The sequence below is a fragment of the Lysinibacillus contaminans genome, assembly GCF_001278945.1.
GTDB classification, from domain to species: Bacteria; Bacillota; Bacilli; order Bacillales_A; family Planococcaceae; genus Lysinibacillus; species Lysinibacillus contaminans.
Genome location: NZ_LGRV01000009.1, coordinates 32,941 through 57,078, shown reverse-complemented (window position 1 = coordinate 57,078; position 24,138 = coordinate 32,941). Strand labels below are relative to the sequence as shown.

Below are 24,138 nucleotides of genomic sequence, written 5' to 3'. Positions count from 1 at the left end.
AATGATTTTACTATCTAGTTATTTGTTCCCTACACAAGGATAAAAGAGAGCTCTCTACTTAATGAGCAGAGAGCAATAGCCATTAATTATTAATGTACAAGTCGAAGACATGTGAGAAATCTTCTTTTACATATTTGTCCTTGTGGTCGATCATCCATTTGTTTGCGAAGCTCGTAATTTCCTTGAATGACGAAGCCGGTGAAATGGAGTCATTCCCTATGCGCCCCATTGATGCTGACGCAATGTTTAGGCTCTTCTCCGCTATCCCAAGCTTGTAAGCATTTTGCTGTTGTTCATAACTAATAGCATGTAACGCCTTGTATAGGTCTTTAATCTCGTTAATAAAACGCTTATGAATATCAATCGACAATGGATTTTTATCGATTATAAACTTAATTTCGACATCAAGGTCAATAGTTCCTGCCGTTTCTAGGAAAACATCACTAATTTTACAAACTGAATAGTCGTAACGGCGTAGCATACGTTTTTTGCTCACCGCATTTGCACCATCCACATGAATAAGTGCACGATTTGTAAAGCAGTATTCATCTGCCTTTGTCTTGATCAAAAAATAAATCTTTTCATCAAGCTCATGCAAAATAAAATCATCTGCATCGGTTTTATCAAAATCCTCTCGCGGTACTACTACGCCTATATCCGAAAGCCCAAGTGCATCAGCTGCTAGTTTTTTAAACATTGCCATTCCTCCTAAATTATCATTACCAATGATACGTTTTGTATTTAGGGAAAGTTTCATTAAAGACTATTAATACCTTAAAATAAAACCATTTTCTGCTGAAGTTGAGCTTCTTGATGACCCTGTTGAGCGAGTAGAATATTAAAGGACCTTGTGCAGTAACTCGCACAAGGTCCTTTTGAGTGGTTATTCTAAATTAATTGTCACTGGGTCCATTTCCTTTATTTCCATACCTTTTCCTGAACCCAAGGAGAAGTAGATTTCAGGAACAAATGTTAAAGATGTAGCTGCTGGGTCGATAGCTTGCACTGTAGCACTTGTTTGATAAGAAATTCCATCATCCTTACTAAATGCTCCATTTCCACTAACAGTATACAAATTGCCGAGATTGTCCCGGAGTTCATCAAAATGTATAGAAATGAATGGCCATTCTTTCAGTAAGTCTGATTTAACAGCATACTCGTAATGAATCACTGTTGTCATATCGTTTTTTACAAGCGTTTTAAATTTAGCTGTCACATCATAATTTGTCACAACTTCATTCACTAGCTGTATTGCTCCTGTAAGCTTTGACACTGAAAATTGGAATGCCCATTCGCCTTTCACCTCTGCATTTGTCGTCATATTAATAAATGATTGAGGCTTCCACGATATTTCAATTTCATCAGGTGCCTCCTTATTAAAATGTGGTGTTAAATTAGCGTATCCAGCATATTTAGTATCGCTTACCTTTTCAAGGCGACTACCTCCACCACTCCCTACAGAGCCTTTGAAATCCATAAAATCCCCACCAATAAACGGATGGATGCCTAAATCAATGTCTGTTTCAAGTGCATAAGAAATCGTCACAGATGTGCCGTCATACACAGCACTTTCAATCATCATAGATATACCATTACTCGTTTGCACTTGTCCTATTTCTGTTGCGTAGTTCCCAAAATTCTCAAACATCGTACCTGTATTATCAAAATAGCTAATAATATTTTTCATAAATGGAATTTGTGAAGCTAGCGTTGGAAAAGCGAAATTAATGGTTGTCACAGTACTAATACCAATAATTGCAGCTGCTGCTATATGACGAACCCATTTCGGCATACGCTTTTTCGTTGTCTTCTTTAAAATCGTTTGTTTAAGATGTACCTTTTGAACTGTGGATAAATCCATTGGCTCAATGTTATCCACATTTAAATCCAACCAATCTTTATGAGTTTTCGTCATGTTAATGCCTCCTTTAACTGAATCTTCGTTGCTAACTTTTTCTTTCCACGGTATAGTCGGTTTTCAACAGCCGCCTTCGATAAATGAAGTGCCTCTGCAATTTCAATATTGGATAGTTGTAAGTAGTATTTCATCATGAAAATATCCCGATCAATACTTTCTAATTGACTAATTGCCAGTAGCAAATCATTTCTTTGCTCTTTATTCACAAGCTCTTCCTGCACATCTCTTTGACCTGGCTTTTGCGTAAGCTCCTCGTCCCCTTGCTCTCGTGCTTGTTGTTTTTCAAGCTTGCGAAATAGATCGATCGCTTTATATTTCGTCAGCATCCCCATCCATTTTTTAAAATCTTCCGGTTCTCCTTTAAATTGCTTGGCATTTTGCCAAACCGCTAAAAACACATCATTGACACAGTCGTCAATCGCGTCCTTGCTAATGCTAGAGAGAACCTTATAGGCAATGGCATGCACAAAACCTGAATAATGCTCAATCACATATTCAAGCGCATCTTCTTTTTGTTTTTGTAAACGGCTAATGAAATTTTTAGTATGACATCGCATCATTTCGCCTCCTTTATTTAAGTCGAAAAAGCTTTTTCACTTACTATATCGAAGCTTGCTAGCAAAAACTCTCAGTTATTTTGTAAAATCTTTATGTATAAGTTGNAAGCTTTTTCACTTACTATATCGAAGCTTGCTAGCAAAAACTCTCAGTTATTTTGTAAAATCTTTATGTATAAGTTGGGCTCTACACCAAAATCTGTACTTGATAGCACATTCCACTACAGGCGGACGCTTTCCAGGGGACGAGCCTTGAGCCGCTTCGTCGCTACGCTCCTGCAGGGTCTCAAGTTGCTCGCTAATCCCCTAGGAGTCCCCGCCTTCCGTTCCATGCGCTTGCATAAAGTAGGGTTTATTATAAGTAAAGTACATGATTTGGTAATTACCCATAAGTTGGATATTCTTTATTATAGAGATAAGTACAACAGCTAAAGTTTGCTTAAATCAGGAATCCCTTGCTTTGTCTACTTTTCGTCTTTAGGGAAATTATCATTTATAATCAAACTTACTAAAGAATGGAGCGAAACAATATGCAAGAAACAATCATTTTAGTCGTAGACGATGAGGCGGATTTAGCCAATCTCCTAAAAGTAAGCCTTCAAAAAGAAGGTTTCAAATATATTTTCACCGCGGGGACAATTTCTGAGGCATGGACACTCTTTCAAACGAAAAACCCAGACATTGTATTACTCGACGTCATGCTGCCAGACGGTGAAGGTTATGATTTATGTCGCCGTATTCGTGAGAATTCACATGTGCCGGTGCTCTTTATGTCAGCCAAAACAGAGGAAATAGATAAAATTTTAGGACTAGCAATCGGCGGTGATGATTACATCACTAAGCCTTTTAGCCCGAAAGAAGTCGCTTATCGCGTTAAGGCACAACTGCGCCGAGCTGGTTACCAGGCCCAAGACACCACGCTTATTCTTGATACAGAAAAAGACGTAATAGAAGTTGGCCCATTTTCGATGAACGCTGATGAAACGGAAGTACATAAAGACGGCGTTTTACTTGAGCTCACGGCCAAGGAAGTCGGCTTAATGGCTTGCTTTATGCACAATCCGAACCGAATTTTAAGTAAGGAAACTTTATTTGAACGTGTATGGGGTGAGGATTTTTACGGCTCCGATAATACCGTCATGGTGCATATTCGGCGACTACGTGAAAAGGTGGAAAATGAACCTTCTAACCCTGTTTTCATCACTACTGTTAAAGGATTGGGCTATAAATTTGTTATTGCAAAATAAGGAGGTCCGTCTGTTGTGAAATGGAGACTCACTGTACAATTTTTACTATCTGTATTATCCATTGCTATCATTGTCATTTTCGTCAACACAGCTATTTTTATCGGCCTTATCGTGTATCAGCAAACGACGAATTTCCAATCTCCAGAAATCACTAATAACGAGCAATTTGCACGAGATTTCGGGCAATACATTCACCTTCAAAACGGCGAGGTTTTCTTTGATGACAAGGGTTTACAGCTATTAAGGGAACAGAAGGCATGGATACAAGTCCTCAATCAAAACGGGGACATGATTGGCGGGCATAATGTGCCGGATAATGCCTTAGCACACTACTCGCCGATCGATTTAATCCAAACTTATAAATACCGAGAAATTGATCCGACAACAACTGTTTATGTTGGAGGACAGGATGAATTAAGCTATTTAATTGGTATTCAAAATAGCAATGTGACGCGCGTGGTATGGCACCTTTCAACTTCATCCTTTTTACAGTTACTTGGGAAGTTCGGCTTAGCTATTATCATTGCTGATTTGCTCGTGACAGCGCTCGTTGGTTGGTTTTTTGGTCGTGCATTGACGAAGCCGCTCTATGCGCTAATCGAACAAATTCAACATTTAAAAAACCGCAAGCATACACAAGTAAAAACACCAAAAGGTCTATATAAACCCGTTATCTCTAATTTAAATGAGGTATCTAGCGAACTGGCCGCACATGAAATGGAACGAAAGCGTCTGGAAGTAATGCGCGAAGAATGGATTAGTAATGTGTCACATGATATGAAAACACCACTTGCCTCGATTCGTGGGTATGCTGAACTTTTACGCGATGGCAATTTATCAGAGGACGAACAAGAAGAATATGCATGCATTATCGAAAAACAATCACTTCATATGCAAAATCTACTGGATGACTTAAATTTAACGATGCGCCTTCGCCACAAGCAACTACCATTGCAGCTAAGTAACATCAATATCGTGCAATTCACACGAGAAATCGTAATTGATACGCTCAATATGCCGCAGTACGAGCATGCTAATATTGAATTTGACGCCTCCGCTGATAGCATTACACATTGTATTGATGCTCATTTTATGCGACGAGCTATCGTGAACTTTTTATATAATTCATTGCTCCACAACGCACAAGATGTTGAGGTAAAAGTACATGTTGATACAAATTCCATCATCATTTCTGATAATGGCAATGGTATTGCAGCAGACGATCTTGAACATATTTTCGAACGATATTATCGTGGCACGAATACAGCGCATACCTTAGGTACAGGACTCGGTACTGCTATTGCCCGCGATATTATTGAAGCACATGGAGGTTCTGTTTCTATTACTTCAAAGGAAAACGAAGGCACTACTGTTAGTATTCATTTAACAACAAAGCAGAGGGAATCTTAACGGATTCACCACTGCTTTATCATTGTCACTGTAATAAATAATTCGTTCATTCTATCCCATTAAAAAAGCCTCGGAATCTCCGAGGCTTTTTAATGTACTATTTTAATTGTTCCTGAGCTTTTTTGGGGATTTCATCGAACTGTACTTCATTGTAAGAAGTTACTTCATTGCCGTCTTTCACATACAGTTTTAAATAAGCATCGTTACGTAAATTTTTGGTGGCAGAAAATTTCAATGTATGCTCCTTCCCGTCCTCATTATAAGACGGTAGCTCGTACCAATACGTCTTAGCTATCTCACCTGAGTCTAATTTATATTCTTCTACTTCGCCCTCTGTCGTAATTTGCAAATAATAGTAATCCTTATTTAAACGATTAAAATCGACTGTCATTAATGTCATTAGCCCCGCTATAAATAGGATAAATAAGGCGCCAACCCCGAAATATACTTTTTTCATATTAGTTTGCTCCTTGTTTTACAATTTTATAAAATGAACGCACTGTAAAGGTGTAGTAAACAGCATAGATCGCTGTGTATGCCAGCATCCAAATGATTACTGGTTTTGTAATGTCCGTGTCAAATAGCTGTGAAAATGCCGTTAACGCAAAGGCGCCATGCAGTATGCCGACAATGAGTGGTGCACCGAAAATAACAGCTACCTGCCCAGCAATTGTTTTGACCATTTGCTTTCCATTAACACCAATTTTATTTAAGATTGCATATTTCGCTTGATCTTCTTCCGCTTCAGTTAAAATTTTAAAATAAATAATGCTCCCTGTAGCCGTTAGGAATACAAGCCCTAAGAAGCTACCCACGAATAGTAATGAACCAATGCCAGCCATGCTCTCTTCATAGCTTTGAGGCACACTAGAAAACCATTCTTGTTGCTCTGATGATAATTGATTGTAAATGTCCTTTGATACAGCTTGTTGTTTCAAATCATTATTCATGCCAACAACCCGCATAACAACATCCTCAGCAGTGGCCTTAGTAAACTCATGATCATTCACGACAAGCACCGTACCCGCCGGAATAAAGTTCAATACACTATCCGTATACATTTTTTCAACATAGAAAGACTCTCCACTTTCTAATTTGAATTCCTCACCCGTAAAATCATATGAGAAACGTTCATCATAAGTAGAATCGAATAAAATCGCCTTGCCTTCGTCTATGCTCAGCTGGCGGTCTAATCCCTGTAACTTTGCTAAATGATTGTAATCTGATTCCCTCATTAATGTGTATTCAAAAAAGGCATATTCATTATCCACGCGTAAATTTTTCACGTTTAATGCCTCATTATATACAACATCCTTTTGTGAAAAATCGACTGAATCTCCCTTCCACATGAAAGTATTCGGCATTGCCTGGCGTACCGTATTCTCAACATTATAGTAAAGACCAAATGCTGCACCACCAGCTGTAATCGTCGTCGCACTTAAAATCGCTATAATCGATAGCGACTTTGCGTTTGCTCGAATTCGATAAAGTAGTTGAGATACACCGATTAAGTTAAGTCCCTTCCACGACCACGCTGTCGCCTTTTTCAGCGCCGTTAACACAAATACACTCACACTATGGAACAATAAATACGTTCCAGCAATTGTTACCCCAATAACCAATAATGGCGTACTGATTCCAAAGAGCTTCCAAATTGGACTTGTGAAAATATCGGACATTGAAGTGTAGTAGCCACATACGACAAATATAGTACCTACTATTGCTGTAAAAATAGACGAACGAGGCATTTTTTCGCCCTGTTTCTCCGCGTGAAATAAATCAATCAACTTAAATTGATAAATGACACGGTAACCCTGCAACGATGTGAATAGGAACAAAATAGCGAAAACTACTAAAGTATTTAGTACAGCCTGTCCCGAAAATGTTAAATTCGCCACGACCTCATAGCCCATTAAGCGTACTAAAATTGTAAGTAAAATTTTCGACATTAAAAATCCAATAATAATTCCTAGTACAAGTGACATAAACCCAATGACAAGGTTTTCAAAAAATAGCATTAAGCCAATTTTTTGCTTACGCACACCTAGTAATGAATAGAGCGCCACTTCTTTTTTACGTTTCTTCATGAAAAACGAATTCGAATAAGCAATGAAAATGACAATAAAGAACAGTAAAATAATTGACGATGCATTCATCAGTCCTTGGATTTTTTGCGATGTACCAGTCAATGTCGAAATTTCATCATTGTATTTCAGCGTCACAAACGTAAAGTAAATAACGATACTGAACACCATGGAGGCAATATATAAAAAGTAATTCGATAAATTCCGTTGAATATTTTTCTGAGCTAAACTAAATAACGTCATTAACCTCACCTCCGATGCCCGCTAGCACCTGTAGGATCTCTTGGAAAAATTGCTTGCGTGTTTGTGTCCCACGGTGGATTTCTTTCGATAACTGCCCGTCTTGAATAAATAGAATGCGCTGACAGAAACTTGCCGCATACGCATCGTGCGTCACCATCATAATTGTTGAGGATTGTGATTTATTTAAATCACTCAGACTTTCCAGTAAATCGGTTGCTGATTTTGAATCGAGCGCACCTGTTGGTTCATCCGCATAAATGAGCTGTGGCTCTGTAACAAGCGCGCGAGATGATGCGGTACGTTGCTTTTGCCCCCCTGATATTTGATAAGGATATTTATCCAATAGATCGCTAATACCAAATAGCCTTGCAATGTGCTCTACTCGTTTGTTAATTTCCTTCGTTGGTACCTTTGCTATAGCCAGTGGTAACACAATATTTTCTCGTACCGTTAACGAATCGAGCAAATTGTAATCTTGAAAAATAAATCCTAAATTATCACGGCGAAAATCGGCTAACTCAGCATCCTTCATACGTGCCAAATTCACATCGCCAATGACGATGTCGCCTGATGTTGGCGTATCAATCGTTGCAAGGACGTTCAGTAACGTCGATTTCCCGGCACCCGAAGGCCCCATCACACCCACAAACTCACCCTTTTCAACCTCAAACGTTATATTTGAAAGCGCCGTAAATATATTTGCGCCTTTTCCGTATACTTTTTTCACATTTTGTACTTTTAATAATGCAGTCATTTGTAGCTCACCTCTTCTTTGAAATACTTCTGACTACAGTATAGCTACACAAACTTACAGTAAATTTGTCGCAAGCTTACAAAAACCTTAAATAATTTCTGTTTATTAGAATACTTCCCGGGTTTATCGCCTAACTTTGTAAAATTATCGACATCAACCTTACAAAGAACAGCAAAAAAGGATTCACGCACAAGCTGTGCATGAATCCTTTCTTCGATTATCTATCCCAATATTTTTTTAATTTCATCCTCAAAGCTGCTAGGTTTATCTGTTGAGCCAAATCGAGCCACAACTTCACCATCAGGACCCACTAAAAACTTTGTGAAATTCCATTTAACACTCTTTCCGAGAATACCTTTTGAATGGGACGTCACAAAATCAAAAACAGGGTGCGCGTCCTTGCCATTGACCTTTACAATTTCATGCATCGGGAACGTCACACCATATGACATGCGACATTGTGACGCTGCCTCTTCTGCTGTTGCCACTTCTTGCTTAAACTGATTCGATGGGAAGCCAAGTACGACAAAACCCTCGTTCTTATATTTCTTATACAGCGCTTCTAATTCCTCGAATTGTGGTGTAAAGCCACATTTTGACGCCGTATTCACAATAAGCATCACTTGACCCCTGTAGCGTTCTAAACTATATTGTGTACCGTCTTCTAATTTGGCAGAGATATCATATATACTCATCTAGTTCCCCCCGTATCATTCAGTTCCGTTAAAAGCTCATTTAATCATAGCCATTCTACTTGTTATGCTTCAATTTTAAGAGCATACGCCTACATAAAAACGCCATAACCCCTACGATTACGGCGTTCACTCATTATAACCGTCCGTTTATCCTCGCCACTTGTTGTAATGGATCCCACACACCGTTAAATGGCGGGGCATACGCTAGGTCAAGATCGAGTAAATCTGGTAATGTCATCTTGTTATATAAAGCCGTTGCAAACACATCAATGCGTTTATCGACACCAGCAGGACCTATAATTTGTGCTCCTAGTAGCTGTTGGTCACGCTTTCGCACTACAATTTTGATGAACATCCGCTGAGCACCAGGATAATAGCCCGCAATATGGCGCGCCGAATATTTAAACGCCTCGTATTCAAAACCAAGTTGCTTCGCAGTGTCCTCATTAATGCCTGTAGAAGCAACTGACAAATCAAAAAACTTCATGATCGACGTTCCGACAATACCGCGAAACGAAGCAAATTTCCCTGACATATTGAGTCCCGCTACACGACCGTGCTTATTTGCCGTTGTTCCAAGCGGTACATAATCTAAACGATCCTTCACAATATTAAAATGCATCGCACAGTCACCGGCTGCATAAATATTTTCGATTGATGTTTCTAAATGACGATTAACAATGACAGCTCCATTTTTCGCTAGCACAATGCCTGTATCTTTTAAGAATTGTGTATTAGGTTGAATCCCTGTCGCCACAATGACTAAATCGGTATCAAATGTACCTTCCTTCGTAACAACTCGCTCGACACGCACCTTGCCTTCAAACGCCTCTACCGATGTATTTAATAGTACTTCGACACCCTGCTTCTTCGCTTCCTCATGGACATGCTGTGCAAGCTCTTTATCTAAAAACTTGGCCACATAGCCACTACGTTGAATCAGTCGTACTTTTTTACCACTTGCTTGCAGCGTTTCCGCCATTTCAAGACCAATATAGCCCCCACCGATAATCGTCGCATGCTTAATATCTGGTGTTAAATCGGCCAATAAATCTTCCAGCATCGGAATCGTTTTGACCATATGCACACCCGCTAGATCTGCACCCTTTTTCACTGACATTACAGGATCTGCCCCAGTGGCAATAAGGAGCTTATCATAGGGAATTTCAAATTGTTCACCAGATGCTAAGTCTGTACCTATTACACATTGCTTTTCCACATCGATACGCTCTACCTCATGTCCAACAAGTGCATCAATGCCATACTTATCACGAAACGTTGCTACATCTCTTGCAATTAAGCGCTTCGTCGATGAAATCCGTCCATCCACCACATACGGTAGCCCGCATTGCCCGTACGAGTAAATAAATCCGCGCTCTACCGATGTAATTTCTGCCCCCGGTACATTACGGTATATTTCCATTGCAGCTGTCATACCAGCCGCATCTCCCCCGATAATTACGTATTTCATCCTACATGCCCCCTTAAGTTTCTTGGTACAAACAAGTTTTCCGATATGTACAATATGTACAAAACGACTAGCATTCATAATCGTTATTTAAAGCGTATCCCTAGCACTGAGTGTCACACCGTTATCTCCCATCCATCAGCCGGACTATTACAATATGAAATAACTGCCATGATAATTCTAAGCATATCATCATACCCCGTGACAATACTAATCAAAAACCGCACTAAAATCGCGACGTAACAATTGAAGCAAATTCACTTCAATTCTGTCCCTTCCTCAACAATCATATTCCCAAATTCACGTAATAAAAAACCGTCTCTATGAATAGAGACGGTTTTTATATAATAGCTTTCAACTTATTTCTTTGTTAATGCCTCTTGGCAGAACGTCAAAATCGTTGCTAATTCTTCATCTTCTAATGCAAAGTCCAAATACTCGTTCTCTGCTTTTTCAATGATAAAATAATTTAAAATAAATGACTCGCCGTCTTTTTCTCCAAGTAAGACGCGAATTTCGATGCCAGCTTCATGATATAGCTCATCTTCCTCATCGATTTCTACATCTAGAATAAATTCATAACGTTTGCCTTCAATAATATTTGTTGGATCTAAAATTTCTTCAACTGAAAATTGTGTAATGTCCATTTTTCTAGCTCCTTTATCTTGACCTGTCCTTTTAATAATAAAGCAATTTCAGCTTTGGTCAATTGAAAACTCATATACAGCCTTTAGCAATTATGCCAAAATAGAAACACTACGTACTAAAAGGGAGGCATCTCATAGTGAAAGAGTACTTATACTATCAGGACGCAATGCTACGCGAATTTGATGCAACAGTGAGTCATACAGGAATAGAAGAAGACGGCAGAAAATACGTCGTGCTATCAAACACAGCCTTTTATCCAACAGGTGGCGGCCAGCCGCATGATACAGGCACATTAAACGAAATTGCCGTGATAGATGTTGAAAAAATTGACGATGAAATCCGTCATTATATAGAAGGGGATACCGCTACTTTAACAGGTGAGATACACGGCAAGCTGAACTGGCAACGCCGCTTCGACCATATGCAGCAACATGCTGGCCAACACATTTTAACAGCGGCTTTCGTCGAATTATTTGATGCGCCAACTGTAAGCTTTCATTTAGGTAGCGAACAGGTAACAATCGATATTGCAGTCGATCACTTATCAAATGAACAGCTTTCGGCAGCAGAGGCTCGTGCGAATGATATTATTTTAGAAAACCGTCCAATTCACACTAAATGGGTGAAGGAGGACGAGCTCAGTGATTATAACTTACGTAAGGAAATTGCAGTAACTGGTGATATTCGCCTCGTTATTATTCCCGACTATGATTACAACGGCTGTGGTGGTATACATCCGACATCTACGGGCCAAGTCAGTGCCATTAAAATTCTTGGTACTGAAAAAATGAAAGGTAATATTCGTATCTCATTTGTCTGTGGTCGTCGCGTACTAGCTGAGCTGGCAATGCGAAAAACGGTATTATCCGATGTTGCTCGTCAGCTCAGCGTGCCAGAAATCGATGCAGCAACAGCATTGACAAAAGTATTGAATGCCCAAAAAGTGACCGAAAAAGCACTTGCTGCGGCAAAAGAAGAACTACTATCTTTTGAAGCGAAGGCGCTAGCTCTCTCAGATAGCCCAGTCTTAGCAGCGCACTTTAGTCAACGCTCTGTGCAAGAACTACAAAAGCTAGCTCGCTTCACAGTTACAGAACGTCCAGATGCTATTGTATTAGTTGCCTCTGATAACGAAGACAAGTTGCAATTTGTCGCAGCACGCGGTGCACAAGTGGATATGAGCATGAAAACTATTGCTGCAAACGTGTTGCCACTCATAAATGGTAAAGGTGGCGGTGGCGATCAGATGGTGCAAGGTGGCGGCGAAAAAACTATGTCTGCCGCACAGCTACTTATTGCTATGCAGGATGCACATCGTTATTAATGCTATTTTATGATTTATCGACATAAACCTTACAAAATGAAAAAAGAACCTCGCACTTCGAAATTTGCGAGGTTCTTCTATTTTATAATTTAAATTTCTGTACAGCACTGTTTAAGCGCTTCGCCATTTCCGAAAGCTCTACAGTTTGTTCATTCATTGCGGTAACCGTTGTAATCTGTTCTTCTGTTGCATTTTTAACTTCATGGACGTGATTACTTGCCGCATGTGCTGTTGCAGCCATTTCTTCCATCGAAGCTGAGACCTCTTCCGTATTCGCAGACATTTGCTCCGCCGAAGCATTCAACTCTTCAATTTGGCTAGCAATTGCACCTACCGCACTCACCATTTCCTCAAAACGTTCACCAACTGCTTGAATCGATGTTAGGCCACGTCCTACGTTCTCCTCACCGGATTCGGCCGCCTTCACAGCTTCTAATGTGTACAATTGTACTTTATCGATTAACATATTAATTTTTGCTGCAGATTCTGCTGTTTGCACAGATAATTTACGCACTTCATCTGCAACAACTGCAAATCCTTTCCCTGCATCGCCAGCACGAGCTGCCTCAATCGATGCATTAAGTGCAAGTAAATTCGTTTGGTCGGAAATATCGGTAATCATTTTTGAAATCAAGCCAATTTCCTTCGATTCTTGCGCTAGCTTACGAATAACGTCTAACTCAATATTCGTACCTGCTTGAATCTCATTCATACGCGAAATCGACTGTTGTACCGCACCATTACTTTCACTAATTTTTTCAGATATAAATTCTGTATTTGAGGCAACAGAAGAAGCTACTTCTGCTACATTTTGAATACCTAAAGCCATTTGCTCCATAGCCGAAGCACTTTCTTCAGACATGGCTGTTTGGCTTTGTGCACCGCGATTCACTTCCTCAATCGCACCTGCAATGTGCTTGGAATGATTGGTCACAGCTAGTACATCCCCCATTAAATCACAGGATGCCTCACTTACTGCTGTCGCTTCCTTCCCTACCTGTGCGATCATCTCACGCATATTATCTGTCATGCGATCAAGCGCACGCGTCACTGTGCCCATCTCGTCAATACGCTTTAAATACTTGTCAGGAATCTCTTGCGTGAAATCACCTATAGATAAGCCTTCACTAATACGTACAACGTGGCGGATTGGTCTACTCACAGAACGAGAAATAGCAAACGAAATCAACATTCCAAGTATTGAAACGATAATTGTCATTACTAAAAAATCGCTTTTCAAACGTGAAAGTCCTGCGAACATTTCGTCTTCAATCGCAATAACACCCATTTTCCAACCATTATTCAATGTATGATATCCCATTAAATTCGTGCCTGTTTCCTTCGTATCAAAAGTAAAATACCCATTCGTATTATCAACCATTTTTTGTACAGCTAACGCTTCTCCCGTCTTTTCACCTGACTCATTAGCAGCCAAAATGGCATTACTTTGCTCTTTCACAAGAGTATGGTTTTTATGACCAATGACTGTGCCTTTAGCATCTAACATCATTGCGTAACCGCTGTTGCCAACCGTAATATCCTCGACAATTTCTGACAAATAATAACCATCAATACGAGCTAGTAACAATGCGTCCTCGTTTGTCACGGTCTCAATTGGTGTCACGATTAAAATAACTGGTTCACCTGTCACTCGACTAATTGTAATCTCCGACATAACAGACTTTCCTGTAAAACCAGCCTTCACATAATCGCGATCGCCTAAATCTGCAGTTGTATCATCTAAATAATGTGCTGTACCATCAGCTGTAATGATGCCAAAACTCAAATAATTTTCATTATCTTCTAGGCGACTATTTAAGTATTTTTTTTGCTCTTCAAAATCCATACTTTGAATCGTTGCTTGCTCAGCAATCGCCTCTACCTCCACCAATGTTAATTGGAAATGTTCTTCTATGTATTTTGAAACGTCTTCTGCTCTCGACTCTAAGTTAGATCTTACTTGTTCACCTACCGCATTTGTACTGTTTATCCATGTAAATATCCCGAGCGCGCCACAAGTCACTAATACGAGTGCGATAATTGCAACAATTAATTTACCACCAATACCTTTTATCCACATATTCGCTCCGCCCACTTCTCTTCTGAATTATGTAAAATATTGCTCACTTCTCACTTATTCAGAGTAGGTCTATTAGAATAGGTTGTCAATAGAACTTTACCAATCAATTTAATATATGGATTAAAATGTATTTTACACTACGTGCACAGGGTTTACATAAAGGCGAAGTGGACAACGAAAAAGCACTGCATAGAAATCCACCCATGCAGTGCTTTTTTCATTTATTATGCAATTCAAACACAACAATTTCTGGCAAATTGAATATACGATATGGCACTGAACTATTGCCTAATCCACGGCTAACAACCATCCTTGTTTCATTTTCCTCGTAAACACCTGCTGTATATTTTGGAAAAAGTCCTTGTCCTGGCGCTACAAGCCCACCAACACCAGGAATACGAATTTGTCCGCCATGGGCATGACCAGAAAACACAACATCAATTCCTTGATCTACATAAACATCAAAAACCTCAGGTCGATGCGCCAACAACAATGTGAACCTGTCTTGCGGAATATGTGCAGTAGCCATTGCAAGCATATCTTTTGTTTCCATACCCGTTAACGGATCTTCAATACCAACAATCGACAAGCGCTCCCCGTTGCGCTCTAACACAGTCGATGTGTTGGCCATCACATGTACACCTAACGATGACAACGCCTCATAAATTTCATTCACCTTATTCGTCGCTACTTCATGGTTGCCTAGTACATAATATACATCCGCTAATTTTACAAACTGCCTTACTGCCTGCAAACTCTGTTCTAAATTATATCGATTACTATCTACTAAATCGCCTGTAATAAATATTACGTCTGGATTCGCAGCCTTCACCTTCCGCACTAACTTCTCCTGTTTATTACCAAAAAGAGCATCATGCAAATCTGATACCTGTACAATACGCATGCCATCGAAGCTCGAAGGAACACGCTCTGATTCGTAAACATGCTCACTCACAACAATCCAATGATTGTTTACGTACAAAAAAATGACTATAAAAATAACAAGTAAACATAAATATAATAATTTTTTCACTCGTAATCGCTCATTTCACGACTTCTATTTAAGACATACGTCCCCTTTTATTATAAGCAAAAAAGCGTCCCATTGTAAGCGTTATACATAGAAAATCTATTGTTTTAGTTTTTATATGTATATTATTTACGCTACAATTCCCGTTGTTACTTGAAAAAATGTTAAACTTCATCCTTTCATCTAATCAAATAGCTAAGATATTTTTCTTAGATTAGCTTCTACTTATTGAAGCCAATTGTACGTAATCATTTCCTAAACTATGAATAATTCAAAAAAAACAGACCTCCATATAAGAAGATCTGCATACATTATTTTTCGCTTGGAAATAGTTTCTCTTTGAGCTCATCTTCACCAGAACCTTCAGCTAACGGTACACGTGAACGGTAAGCAGCACGGCAAATTAAATGCCCTGCTACTGGTGCTGTCACAAAGACAAATAATATACCTAAAATTAAACGTACACTAACATACCCATCATGCACCCAAAAATAAATAAATGCACCAAGTAAGCATGTCAGCACCGACAATGTTGAGCTTTTCGTCGCTGCATGCGAACGTGTATATACATCCGGCAAGCGAATCATGCCGAATGCACTAATAACACTAACAATCGAGCCTATTAGTATGAGGATGACAGCTGTCCATTCAATCAGTTGATTTACGTTCAACAATCACACCTCTTTCAATATATTTCGTAAAGGCAATCGTCCCTATGAATGCTAAAATCCCAAGAATCAAAATAGCTTCTAAATACGCCTTCGTTTCTAACACAATCGACACAATCGCAATCAAAGACAATAAGTTAATGCCAATTGTATCAAGCGCAATGGCACGGTCTGGCATCGATGGCCCACGAATCACCCGGTACAAGGACAGCGCAATCGATATACTAAACAGCGCAAGAGCTAGTAGCAAAATTTTATCAATCATTAGCGTGTCACCTCCATTATCGCCTGCTCAAACTTCCCAATCGAACGGATTACAGCATCCTTTGACTCTTCCATATCCATTGCATGAATATAAAATAAGTCGCCTTCTTCTGACACTTCCATCACGACCGAACCTGGTGTCAGCGTCAACAATAACGCAAGTGCAGTCACTTCCCAGTCACCCTTTAGCTCCGTCTTGTACGTGAAAATTCCTGGTGTAATAGTTAACTTCGGTGTCGTAATTTGTTTTAACACACTATAACTGGATAACAGCAACTCCCAATTAAACAACAGCATTAGCCTCACTATCGAAAATACTCGACGTAAGTAGAACTGCGTACCGTAAAAGCGGTGCATCACATACAATATGCCGATACCCACTATAAAGCCCATTAAAAACGTTGTAAATTGCGGCACGACCTCATCTTGTAATAATAGCCAGAGCGTTGCGATAAATAAATTCAATAGAAATTGACTTGCCATTATTCATTCACCTCACCTTGCCACATTTGACCATCTAACACTGCGTCAATATAAATAGATGGCGTATAGAGCGTTTCAGCAGCATCGGTGACATAAGGTGCCATTAATTCTGCCCCAGCACCTAAACCAATTGTACAAGCCGCAAGTAACACCAATGGCAGCACAATCCGCTTCGGTAATGGCTTTTCATCTTCCAAGCTAATAATCGTTTCTCCAAAAAACGACGAAAGGAAAATACGTAATAGTGAATACAATACGACTAAACTCGATAAGAAACCTAGCCCTAAAAGAACGAAATTACCGCCTTCAATCGCCCCTTGTCCAATTAACACCTTGCCTAAAAAGCCACTAAGCGGTGGAATTCCAGCAAGAGAACACATAACCAAAAAGAACAGCCACCCAAATAACGGATAGTTTCGAATAAGTCCACTCATGTTGTCGATCACTGTTTCTCCAGTTACATAAATCATCGTGCCCACTGCTAAAAATAACATCGCCTTCGCCACCATATCATGCATTAAATAATACGTTACTCCTTGTAATGCCGACTCTGTGCCAATGGCAAGACCCGCCACAATAAAGCCAACTCCAATTAAGACATTATAAGAAGCAATCGTACGCACATCGCGACCGGCCAATGCGCCCATGCAACCTGCAATAATTGTTATTCCAGCCATACCCGCGAGCACCGTATGTGTTACTTCCGTGTTATTCGGGAATAATAAAGTGAACGTACGCACAAGTGCATAAATCCCAACCTTTGTTAAAAGCGCCGCAAACAATGCCGCCACCGCTGTTGGCGGTACACTATATGAACCTGGTAACCAGAAGAATAGTAAAAGACCAGCCTTCAAGCTAAATACTACTAAGAAAATAAGCGCTACCGTTGTTATAAGAGGATCTGCACCTGTTTCCGTAACACGCACGGATATATGCGCCATATTTAATGTGCCAATTGTGCCGTATAAAAAAGCCAACGCCACAAGGAAAATCCATGAAGCGACAATATTAATGAGTACATATTTTAACGCCTCACGTAGTTGGATTTTCTCTCCACCGAGACTAATTAAGGCGTAAGATGCCAAAAGCATGACCTCAAAGCACACAAATAAATTGAAAATATCACCTGTTAAAAATGAACCATTAACCCCCGCTACCATAAGCAATACAAATGGATAAAAATACATTTTTTCAGCACGTTCACCAATTGTGAAAATTGCATATAGCACACAGATGGCTGAAACAATATTCGCCACTAAAACGAGCAACATGGCAAATGAATCTGCAACAAATAAAATACCGAATGGCGGTAGCCAGCCACTAAAGTCAATACGTAGTACACCCTGCACTTGAATTTCATTCAGTAACACCATGCTAACAATCGCCACAAATACAAAGGTTACCAAACTAATAATTCGTTGTAGCATGACATGCTCACGTATAAATACAAGTAAAATCGCCGTAATGACCGGTACAATTAATGGTAAAACAATTATATTACTCATCCGACGTACCCCTCAATTCATCAAAGTCACCCGTACCATTTGTTTTATATGTACGGTAGCCGAGAACGAGCACAAACGCCGTCACTGCAAAGCTAATAACAATCGCTGTTAATATTAAGGCTTGTGGCAATGCATCTGTATATGGTCCTTCTGATTCACCAAGTAACGGTACATCACCCTTTTTCAATCCACCCATCGTCAAGATGAGTAAATGCGCTGCATGCGATAATACAGCTGTGCCTAAAATAACACGTAATAACTGCTTCGAAAGGATTAAATATGTCCCTACAGCTACTAATACACCAACTAAAATTAGTATTAACGATTCCATAGGCTACTCATCCTCACTTATACTTAAAATTATTGTCACCACAACACCGACAACCGTTAATGCAACACCTGCTTCAAAAATTGTTACGGTAGAAAAGCCCATCTTGCCAAAAATCGGAACCTCCACATAGTTAGAGACCTGTGTCAAAAAAGGTGCATCAAAGAAAAGTGAACCAACTGCTGTTCCAGTAGCCAGAAGCACCCCAAGCGCAGCGACCTTTTTAAAATCAAACGGCATCCCTTTATGCACCGTCTCAATGTCATAAGCTAAATACAAAAGGACGATACCAGAAGCAAGAACAAGCCCTCCGATAAACCCCCCGCCCGGCGCATGATGTCCTGCAAAGAACAAATACACGCCGAGCGTTAAAATTATAAACACGACCGCCTTCGTCACGGTACGTAAAATTACATCATTTATTTTCATGTTCTGCCTCCTCCTTTCGTGGCTTTAACTTCGTCAGCGTATACACGCCCAAGCCCGCAATGAGAAGCACAACAACTTCTAGCATCGTATCCAACGCACGGAAATCCCCCAATATCGTGTTTACAATATTCGACCCGCCCGCTAATTCATACGCATCGTTAAAGTACAGTGATATCGGCTTAAACTTGTCGTAATGCACGACCGCTAAGCCAATCAACGTTACTGTAGCTCCAACAAAAATCGAAATAATGGCATTTGACCATATCACACGCTTTCGTGAATTCTCCGGCATTAAATCCGGTAAATATTTAAAGCATAATAAAAACAATGCGGTCGTTATTGATTCCACCACAAGCTGTGTTAATGCTAAATCAGGGGCGCGGAAAATTACGAAGAAGAACGCAATGGAATAGCCAAGTACACCATTTAACAACACTGCGGTAATACGCCCTTTGGCAAACAGCATAAAGACAGCAGCGAACATCATGACGAAAATTAAAATCAACTCATAGGACTCTACTGCAGAATCCTTCGCAAAATTAAATGCATATGCCTCCGACCAAATGAAGAATCCTGCAATCAGTGCAACAAAGAACGCATAAATATAAACAAAATAATGTGTTAAATTGCCTGTCATATAGCGATTTGTGAACTTTTCTGAACTATTTTCACCGAATGTAATCATGCTATTGTAGTACGCATTAAACGAATATTTTTGTGGGAATATCCTGTACAATGGCTTCCAACTTTTCAACGTTTTAAACAAGATTGCACCTACTATAACAACACCAAATGTCATCAGTAACTCGGTATTAATGCCATGCCATGCATAAATATGTGGCGTCAACTCACTAGCAGATGGAAATGTAGGATAAATGCTAGCCATTGCCGGCTGTAAAATATAATGTCCTAAGACATTTGGGAAGAAGAATATCCCCACTACTAAAGTACAGAGCACAAGTGGTGAAATTAGCATGCCAATTGGTGCTTCATGCGGTTTTTTATCCATTTTATCTGGCTGTAATTTCCCGAAAAATGTTTTACCAATAAGAATCATGCTATAGACGAATGTGAAAATACTTGCCACCCACGCGATAATTGGGAACAAAACCCCAACATCTGAAATTGAGAACGCCTCAACATCACGAATAGCTAAAACAGCTGTGAAGAACATTTCCTTACTTAAAAACCCATTAAACGGCGGTAGCCCAGCCATTGATAAGCCACCAATAACAGCTATCGTAAACGTTACTGGCATCAACGCCATTAATCCTCCTAAACGACGAATATCACGTGTTCCCACCTCATGATCGACAATACCGACCATCATAAATAACGCGCCCTTAAACGTGGAGTGGTTAATGAGATGAAACAATGCTACAAAACTAGCCTGCGTATAAATAATGGAGCTATCTGCATAACCGAAATAATGCCCCACTGATCCAAGACCAAATAAACTCATAATTAACCCGAGCTGACTAACTGTCGAATAGGCAAGTAACGCTTTTAAATCCGTTTGACGCACGGCATTAAATGAGCCCCAAAACAGTGTCACTAAGCCTGTCCCACTCACAAGCCAGAACCATAGCAGCTCTCCGCCAAACACTGGTGAGAAACGTGCCACGATATAAATCCCAGCCTTCACCATCGTTGCTGAGTGTAAGTACGCACTAACTGGTGTCGGTGCTTCCATCGCGTCAGGTAGCCAAATATGGAATGGGAATTGTGCCGACTTTGTAAAAGCCCCTAGCAAAACAAGCAGTAATGCAGGCACAAATAATGTATGCTCGCTTATAGTAGCTACGTTCGCAATAATTTCTCGAATGCTAAATGTTCCAGATGCCACGTATAGCATTAAAAAACCAGCTAACATCGACAGTCCACCGAAGACTGTAATCGTCATTGCTTTTCGTGCCCCTGCACGGGAAGCTTTACGGTGATGCCAAAATGCAATTAATAGGAATGACGAAACACTCGTTAGTTCCCAAAACATATAAAGCACCATTAAATTATCTGAAAATACGACGCCAAGCATAGCGCCCATGAATAGTAATAAGTAGCAGTAAAAATGATGAAGTGATTCTTTCGTTGATAAATAAAAAATGGAATATAAAATAACTAAACTACCTACACCCGTTATCAGCAAACCAAAAATCATGCTGAGCCCGTCTAGGTACGTCGTGAAATTTATATAAAAAGAGGGAATCCACTCATATGTATGGACAAACGTTTTACCCGCAGCAATCTGAGGTATATGCCGTGCAAGTAAAAGAAACAATATGATTGGAACGGACAAAACAAACCAGCCAAGATGCGCAATACGCCTCAGTCGCCTGTATAAAAGCGGAATAAGTGCAGCACAGACAAATGGTAAAATTATTGCAATTAGAACTGTAACCAAACGAAAACCTCCTACAAATCAAATTTTCCTTCGCACTTTCTCCAACGAAGGGTTTAACTTAATTCAGCAGGCATTTAGGTATCTGTCACTTTGCTTTCCGTACATTAAAACATTTGCTGAATTAAGTTAAAATAATTTAGGATCATTACCAAAACATGTCCTTAACTTTAAAAGAAAATCTACTATTTTATACGCACATGGAACGGAAAGCGGAGACGCCAACGGAAAGTGTCCGCCATGAGTGTAATGTGCTATCAAGAACAAATTTTGGTGTAGAGCCATAACTAACATTTAAAAAAATTTCTTACATACCAGATTTTAGTGAAGACACTTGACTATCTTTTTATCTCACTGCATAATAATGTGGCATATAGGGGTAGAACATCTAAAATGCATGCCATGCATAAATTAAATAACTAGAAAGCCTAAATGTATCCCTTATTTTTAAAGGTGTAACCGAGATATAGAAATATAATATTATACATTTTTAAGTATACATTATAAGTAAGCACTATGCACTGCAACAGTATCGGTTTTAGCTGTTTTAGGATAAATTCCTCATAGTAAAGCATAAATAAACAAAATAATGACAAGATAAGAGGTGTGATTTTTTTATGAAACATGTAAAAGGGAGATTGGACGAAAGTATTTTGGTTTGTGTGTACTACGGACTTAACGGCGAACGTTTAATTCGTCGAGGTCATAAAATAGCATCAATGCTAGATTGTCCACTTTACATTCTTTCCGTTGATTCAAAGCCACTCGATACATTCGATGCAGAAAAATCACGCTATATTGAACAATGGAAGAATTTATCAGAAGAACTTGAGGTTGAAAAGTTCATTTTACTAGATGACGAAAAACGACCTATTCAAAAAGTTATTAGTGAAGTCGCAAAAAATTACCGCATTTCTCAAATTATCGTAGGTCAGAGCGCACAAAGTCGCTGGGAGGAGATTACGAAGGGTTCATTCTTAAATGTGTTGTTAAAAGAAGTGCCATTTGTTGATTTCCACATCGTTGCCGTACAACGCCCAACTGAAGACGAAATCTATGATACATATGAAAAAGGCGTACGTGCTTACCTGATTAAAGAAAATGAAAACTTTAATGTAGCATTTACTTGTCCAAAATATGTTTCAATCGAAGGGATTTTCTTCAAAGAAATTGGGACCGATTTTGATAACGGTATTTTCAAATTCACCTACAATGACAAAATGCACGAAGTCCACATTACCGAGGGGCTCGTTGTCGATGTGAAGCTTTTGCCCGAGGGATTTTTATCACCATTACGTCAATAAATAAAAACACGCCCTTTTTAATAAAAGGGCGTGTTTTTCATATCAGTCTATACATTACAACGTCGAGGCTGGCTTATCCTTTGGTAAGAACAATGCAACTAATAAAAGTAACGGCAATAACGATACGACAATCATCGTAAAATCAATGCCTTTATGATCCATCAACACACCGATCACAATCGCGCCAATTGCCCCAATACCAAAAGCAAAGCCTGTCGTTAAACCTGCCATCGTACCGATTTTTGTTGGAACTAGTTCCTGCGCGTAGATAACCGTCACCGAAAAGCTAATCATAATAAGGGCTCCAATAATAATTAAAAATATAATAGCTGCCCATAACGGCACATACGGCAATGCCAAACAAAATGGTAGAGGCACCACGACAGAAAGTAAAATAACATTTTTTCGACCAATACGATCTGATAATGAACCTCCGAAAAAAGTCCCGATAACGCCAAACGCCATAAATGTAAAAATTAATATTTGTCCTATACGTAAGCTCACATCATAATGATCCATCAAATAAAACACATAAAAGCTCGTAATATTTGTTGTATAAAATGATCGTGCAAAAATAATAATAAAAAGTAATGTTAACGCAGTACCCACCTGTTTTTTTGTCAACGGTGGCAAGGATGACACTAAAATCCTTTTTTTCTTAGAAGTACGCTCTTGCTCTAATTGCTTTTTATACCACTTTGAAATATTCGCCAATACAACAATGCCCACTGAAGTTGCAAGTAGCACTAGTGCAGCTCCACGCTGACCATAAATATCAAAAATAAAGGCGCTAATTAAAGGGGCAAGCGCTTGTCCCGAGTTTCCCCCAACCTGATAAATAGATTGTGCAAGTCCCCTTTTTGAACCTGCCGCCATAAACGATACACGCGATCCCTCTGGGTGAAAGACAGCTGAACCAAAGCCGAGAAATAAAACCGCAACTATAATTGCCTCATACTGTGTCGAAAACGCCAATATCGCAATGCCGATAAATGAGCTCATCATCCCAATTGGTAATGCATATGGCATCGGTTTTTTATCACTAACAAATCCAATGACTGGCTGTAAGGTAGATGCGATTATATTTAACACGAATGAGATGAGCCCGAGCTGTGTAAAGGTTAATCCTAAATCCTTTTCCAATAGGGGAAACATCGCTGGAATAACTGCCTGCATCGTATCATTGATTAAATGAGCTATGCCAATAGCAATCATAATTGGATAGACAGGATTATTAAAATTAGCTACTTGTTTATTCATTACATCACACTTTCTTAGCATTACTTAATTATTAGTACTTG

The 24,138-nt window shown here is 39.5% G+C and carries 23 protein-coding genes; 4 read left to right on the top strand and 19 right to left on the bottom strand.

Translation table 11 applies throughout. The annotated features are described in order from the left end of the window. Positions 1 to 82 precede the first annotated feature (82 nt). The 3 genes from AEA09_RS19255 to AEA09_RS19245 form a co-directional block, all read right to left on the bottom strand. Complete coding sequence (locus tag AEA09_RS19255; protein WP_053585585.1) at positions 83 to 697, bottom strand: PH domain-containing protein; 615 nt, start codon at positions 695 to 697, stop codon at positions 83 to 85. Between the two features lie 186 nt (positions 698 to 883). Further along, on the bottom strand, positions 884 to 1,915 hold the full coding sequence (locus AEA09_RS19250) for a DUF4179 domain-containing protein (protein WP_053585584.1): 1,032 nt from the start codon (positions 1,913 to 1,915) through the stop codon (positions 884 to 886). Further along, positions 1,912 to 2,478, bottom strand: coding sequence for a sigma-70 family RNA polymerase sigma factor (locus AEA09_RS19245; protein ID WP_245622918.1), 567 nt, complete (start codon positions 2,476 to 2,478; stop codon positions 1,912 to 1,914). Before AEA09_RS19245 ends, AEA09_RS19250 begins: the two co-directional genes overlap by 4 nt. 527 nt (positions 2,479 to 3,005) lie before the next feature. Here AEA09_RS19245 and AEA09_RS19240 point away from each other — a divergent pair. Both AEA09_RS19240 and AEA09_RS19235 read left to right on the top strand, forming a co-directional pair. Beyond that, complete coding sequence (locus AEA09_RS19240) at positions 3,006 to 3,722, top strand: response regulator transcription factor (protein WP_053585582.1); 717 nt, start codon at positions 3,006 to 3,008, stop codon at positions 3,720 to 3,722. 15 nt (positions 3,723 to 3,737) lie between these two features. Further along, complete coding sequence (locus AEA09_RS19235) at positions 3,738 to 5,132, top strand: HAMP domain-containing sensor histidine kinase (RefSeq protein WP_053585581.1); 1,395 nt, start codon at positions 3,738 to 3,740, stop codon at positions 5,130 to 5,132. Positions 5,133 to 5,229: 97 nt separating this feature from the next. On the opposite strand, the gene AEA09_RS19230 is transcribed toward AEA09_RS19235, so the two are convergent. From AEA09_RS19230 to AEA09_RS19205, 6 genes are all read right to left on the bottom strand, one after another. Next, positions 5,230 to 5,589 (bottom strand): YxeA family protein, encoded by a 360-nt coding sequence (locus tag AEA09_RS19230; RefSeq protein WP_053585580.1) that lies wholly within the window; start codon positions 5,587 to 5,589, stop codon positions 5,230 to 5,232. A 1-nt stretch (position 5,590) separates the two neighbouring features. Then, the gene (locus tag AEA09_RS19225) at positions 5,591 to 7,459 is read right to left on the bottom strand and encodes an FtsX-like permease family protein (RefSeq protein WP_053585579.1); all 1,869 of its coding nucleotides are present in this window, start codon (positions 7,457 to 7,459) and stop codon (positions 5,591 to 5,593) included. Next, the gene (locus tag AEA09_RS19220; protein ID WP_053585578.1) at positions 7,446 to 8,213 is read right to left on the bottom strand and encodes an ABC transporter ATP-binding protein; all 768 of its coding nucleotides are present in this window, start codon (positions 8,211 to 8,213) and stop codon (positions 7,446 to 7,448) included. Before AEA09_RS19220 ends, AEA09_RS19225 begins: the two co-directional genes overlap by 14 nt. Before the next feature lie 221 nt (positions 8,214 to 8,434). After that, on the bottom strand, positions 8,435 to 8,908 hold the full coding sequence (locus AEA09_RS19215; protein WP_053585577.1) for a glutathione peroxidase: 474 nt from the start codon (positions 8,906 to 8,908) through the stop codon (positions 8,435 to 8,437). A gap of 133 nt (positions 8,909 to 9,041) precedes the next feature. Further along, positions 9,042 to 10,379 (bottom strand): FAD-dependent oxidoreductase, encoded by a 1,338-nt coding sequence (locus AEA09_RS19210; protein WP_053585576.1) that lies wholly within the window; start codon positions 10,377 to 10,379, stop codon positions 9,042 to 9,044. Between the two features lie 356 nt (positions 10,380 to 10,735). Next, on the bottom strand, positions 10,736 to 11,023 hold the full coding sequence (locus AEA09_RS19205; RefSeq protein ID WP_053585575.1) for a DUF6509 family protein: 288 nt from the start codon (positions 11,021 to 11,023) through the stop codon (positions 10,736 to 10,738). Positions 11,024 to 11,160: 137 nt separating this feature from the next. Here AEA09_RS19205 and AEA09_RS19200 point away from each other — a divergent pair, with 137 nt between their 5' ends. Next, positions 11,161 to 12,348, top strand: a complete 1,188-nt coding sequence (locus tag AEA09_RS19200; protein ID WP_053585574.1) for a serine-tRNA(Ala) deacylase AlaX — start codon at positions 11,161 to 11,163, stop codon at positions 12,346 to 12,348. An 82-nt stretch (positions 12,349 to 12,430) separates the two neighbouring features. Here the strand turns inward: AEA09_RS19200 and AEA09_RS19195 are convergent, their stop codons facing one another. The 9 genes from AEA09_RS19195 to AEA09_RS19155 all read right to left on the bottom strand — a co-directional run bounded on the left by AEA09_RS19195 (position 12,431) and on the right by AEA09_RS19155 (position 21,536). Beyond that, on the bottom strand, positions 12,431 to 14,428 hold the full coding sequence (locus tag AEA09_RS19195) for a methyl-accepting chemotaxis protein (protein ID WP_053585573.1): 1,998 nt from the start codon (positions 14,426 to 14,428) through the stop codon (positions 12,431 to 12,433). 217 nt (positions 14,429 to 14,645) lie between these two features. Further along, positions 14,646 to 15,461, bottom strand: a complete 816-nt coding sequence (locus AEA09_RS19190; protein WP_053585572.1) for a metallophosphoesterase — start codon at positions 15,459 to 15,461, stop codon at positions 14,646 to 14,648. Between the two features lie 308 nt (positions 15,462 to 15,769). Further along, positions 15,770 to 16,129: a Na+/H+ antiporter subunit G gene (locus AEA09_RS19185; protein WP_053585571.1), complete on the bottom strand. Its 360-nt coding sequence runs from the start codon at positions 16,127 to 16,129 to the stop codon at positions 15,770 to 15,772. Continuing rightward, complete coding sequence (locus AEA09_RS19180; RefSeq protein ID WP_053585570.1) at positions 16,107 to 16,391, bottom strand: Na(+)/H(+) antiporter subunit F1; 285 nt, start codon at positions 16,389 to 16,391, stop codon at positions 16,107 to 16,109. The genes AEA09_RS19185 and AEA09_RS19180 overlap by 23 nt, the downstream gene beginning before the upstream one ends. Continuing rightward, entirely contained in the window at positions 16,391 to 16,873 is a 483-nt protein-coding gene (locus tag AEA09_RS19175) for a Na+/H+ antiporter subunit E (protein WP_053585569.1), read from the bottom strand. The genes AEA09_RS19180 and AEA09_RS19175 overlap by 1 nt, the downstream gene beginning before the upstream one ends. Further along, on the bottom strand, positions 16,873 to 18,378 hold the full coding sequence (locus AEA09_RS19170) for a Na+/H+ antiporter subunit D (RefSeq protein WP_053585568.1): 1,506 nt from the start codon (positions 18,376 to 18,378) through the stop codon (positions 16,873 to 16,875). The genes AEA09_RS19175 and AEA09_RS19170 overlap by 1 nt, the downstream gene beginning before the upstream one ends. Then, on the bottom strand, positions 18,371 to 18,709 hold the full coding sequence (locus AEA09_RS19165) for a Na(+)/H(+) antiporter subunit C (RefSeq protein WP_053585567.1): 339 nt from the start codon (positions 18,707 to 18,709) through the stop codon (positions 18,371 to 18,373). Before AEA09_RS19165 ends, AEA09_RS19170 begins: the two co-directional genes overlap by 8 nt. A 3-nt stretch (positions 18,710 to 18,712) precedes the next feature. Beyond that, positions 18,713 to 19,135, bottom strand: coding sequence for a Na(+)/H(+) antiporter subunit B (locus AEA09_RS19160; protein WP_053585566.1), 423 nt, complete (start codon positions 19,133 to 19,135; stop codon positions 18,713 to 18,715). Next, entirely contained in the window at positions 19,122 to 21,536 is a 2,415-nt protein-coding gene (locus tag AEA09_RS19155; protein ID WP_053585565.1) for a Na+/H+ antiporter subunit A, read from the bottom strand. The genes AEA09_RS19160 and AEA09_RS19155 overlap by 14 nt, the downstream gene beginning before the upstream one ends. A 614-nt stretch (positions 21,537 to 22,150) precedes the next feature. Between AEA09_RS19155 and AEA09_RS19150 the strand changes: the two genes are divergently transcribed. Continuing rightward, on the top strand, positions 22,151 to 22,837 hold the full coding sequence (locus tag AEA09_RS19150; protein WP_053585564.1) for an adenine nucleotide alpha hydrolase family protein: 687 nt from the start codon (positions 22,151 to 22,153) through the stop codon (positions 22,835 to 22,837). 54 nt (positions 22,838 to 22,891) lie between these two features. On the opposite strand, the gene AEA09_RS19145 is transcribed toward AEA09_RS19150, so the two are convergent. Continuing rightward, a complete protein-coding gene (locus AEA09_RS19145; protein WP_053585563.1) occupies positions 22,892 to 24,097 on the bottom strand; it encodes an MFS transporter in 1,206 nt (401 codons plus the stop codon). Positions 24,098 to 24,138: the final 41 nt, after the last annotated feature.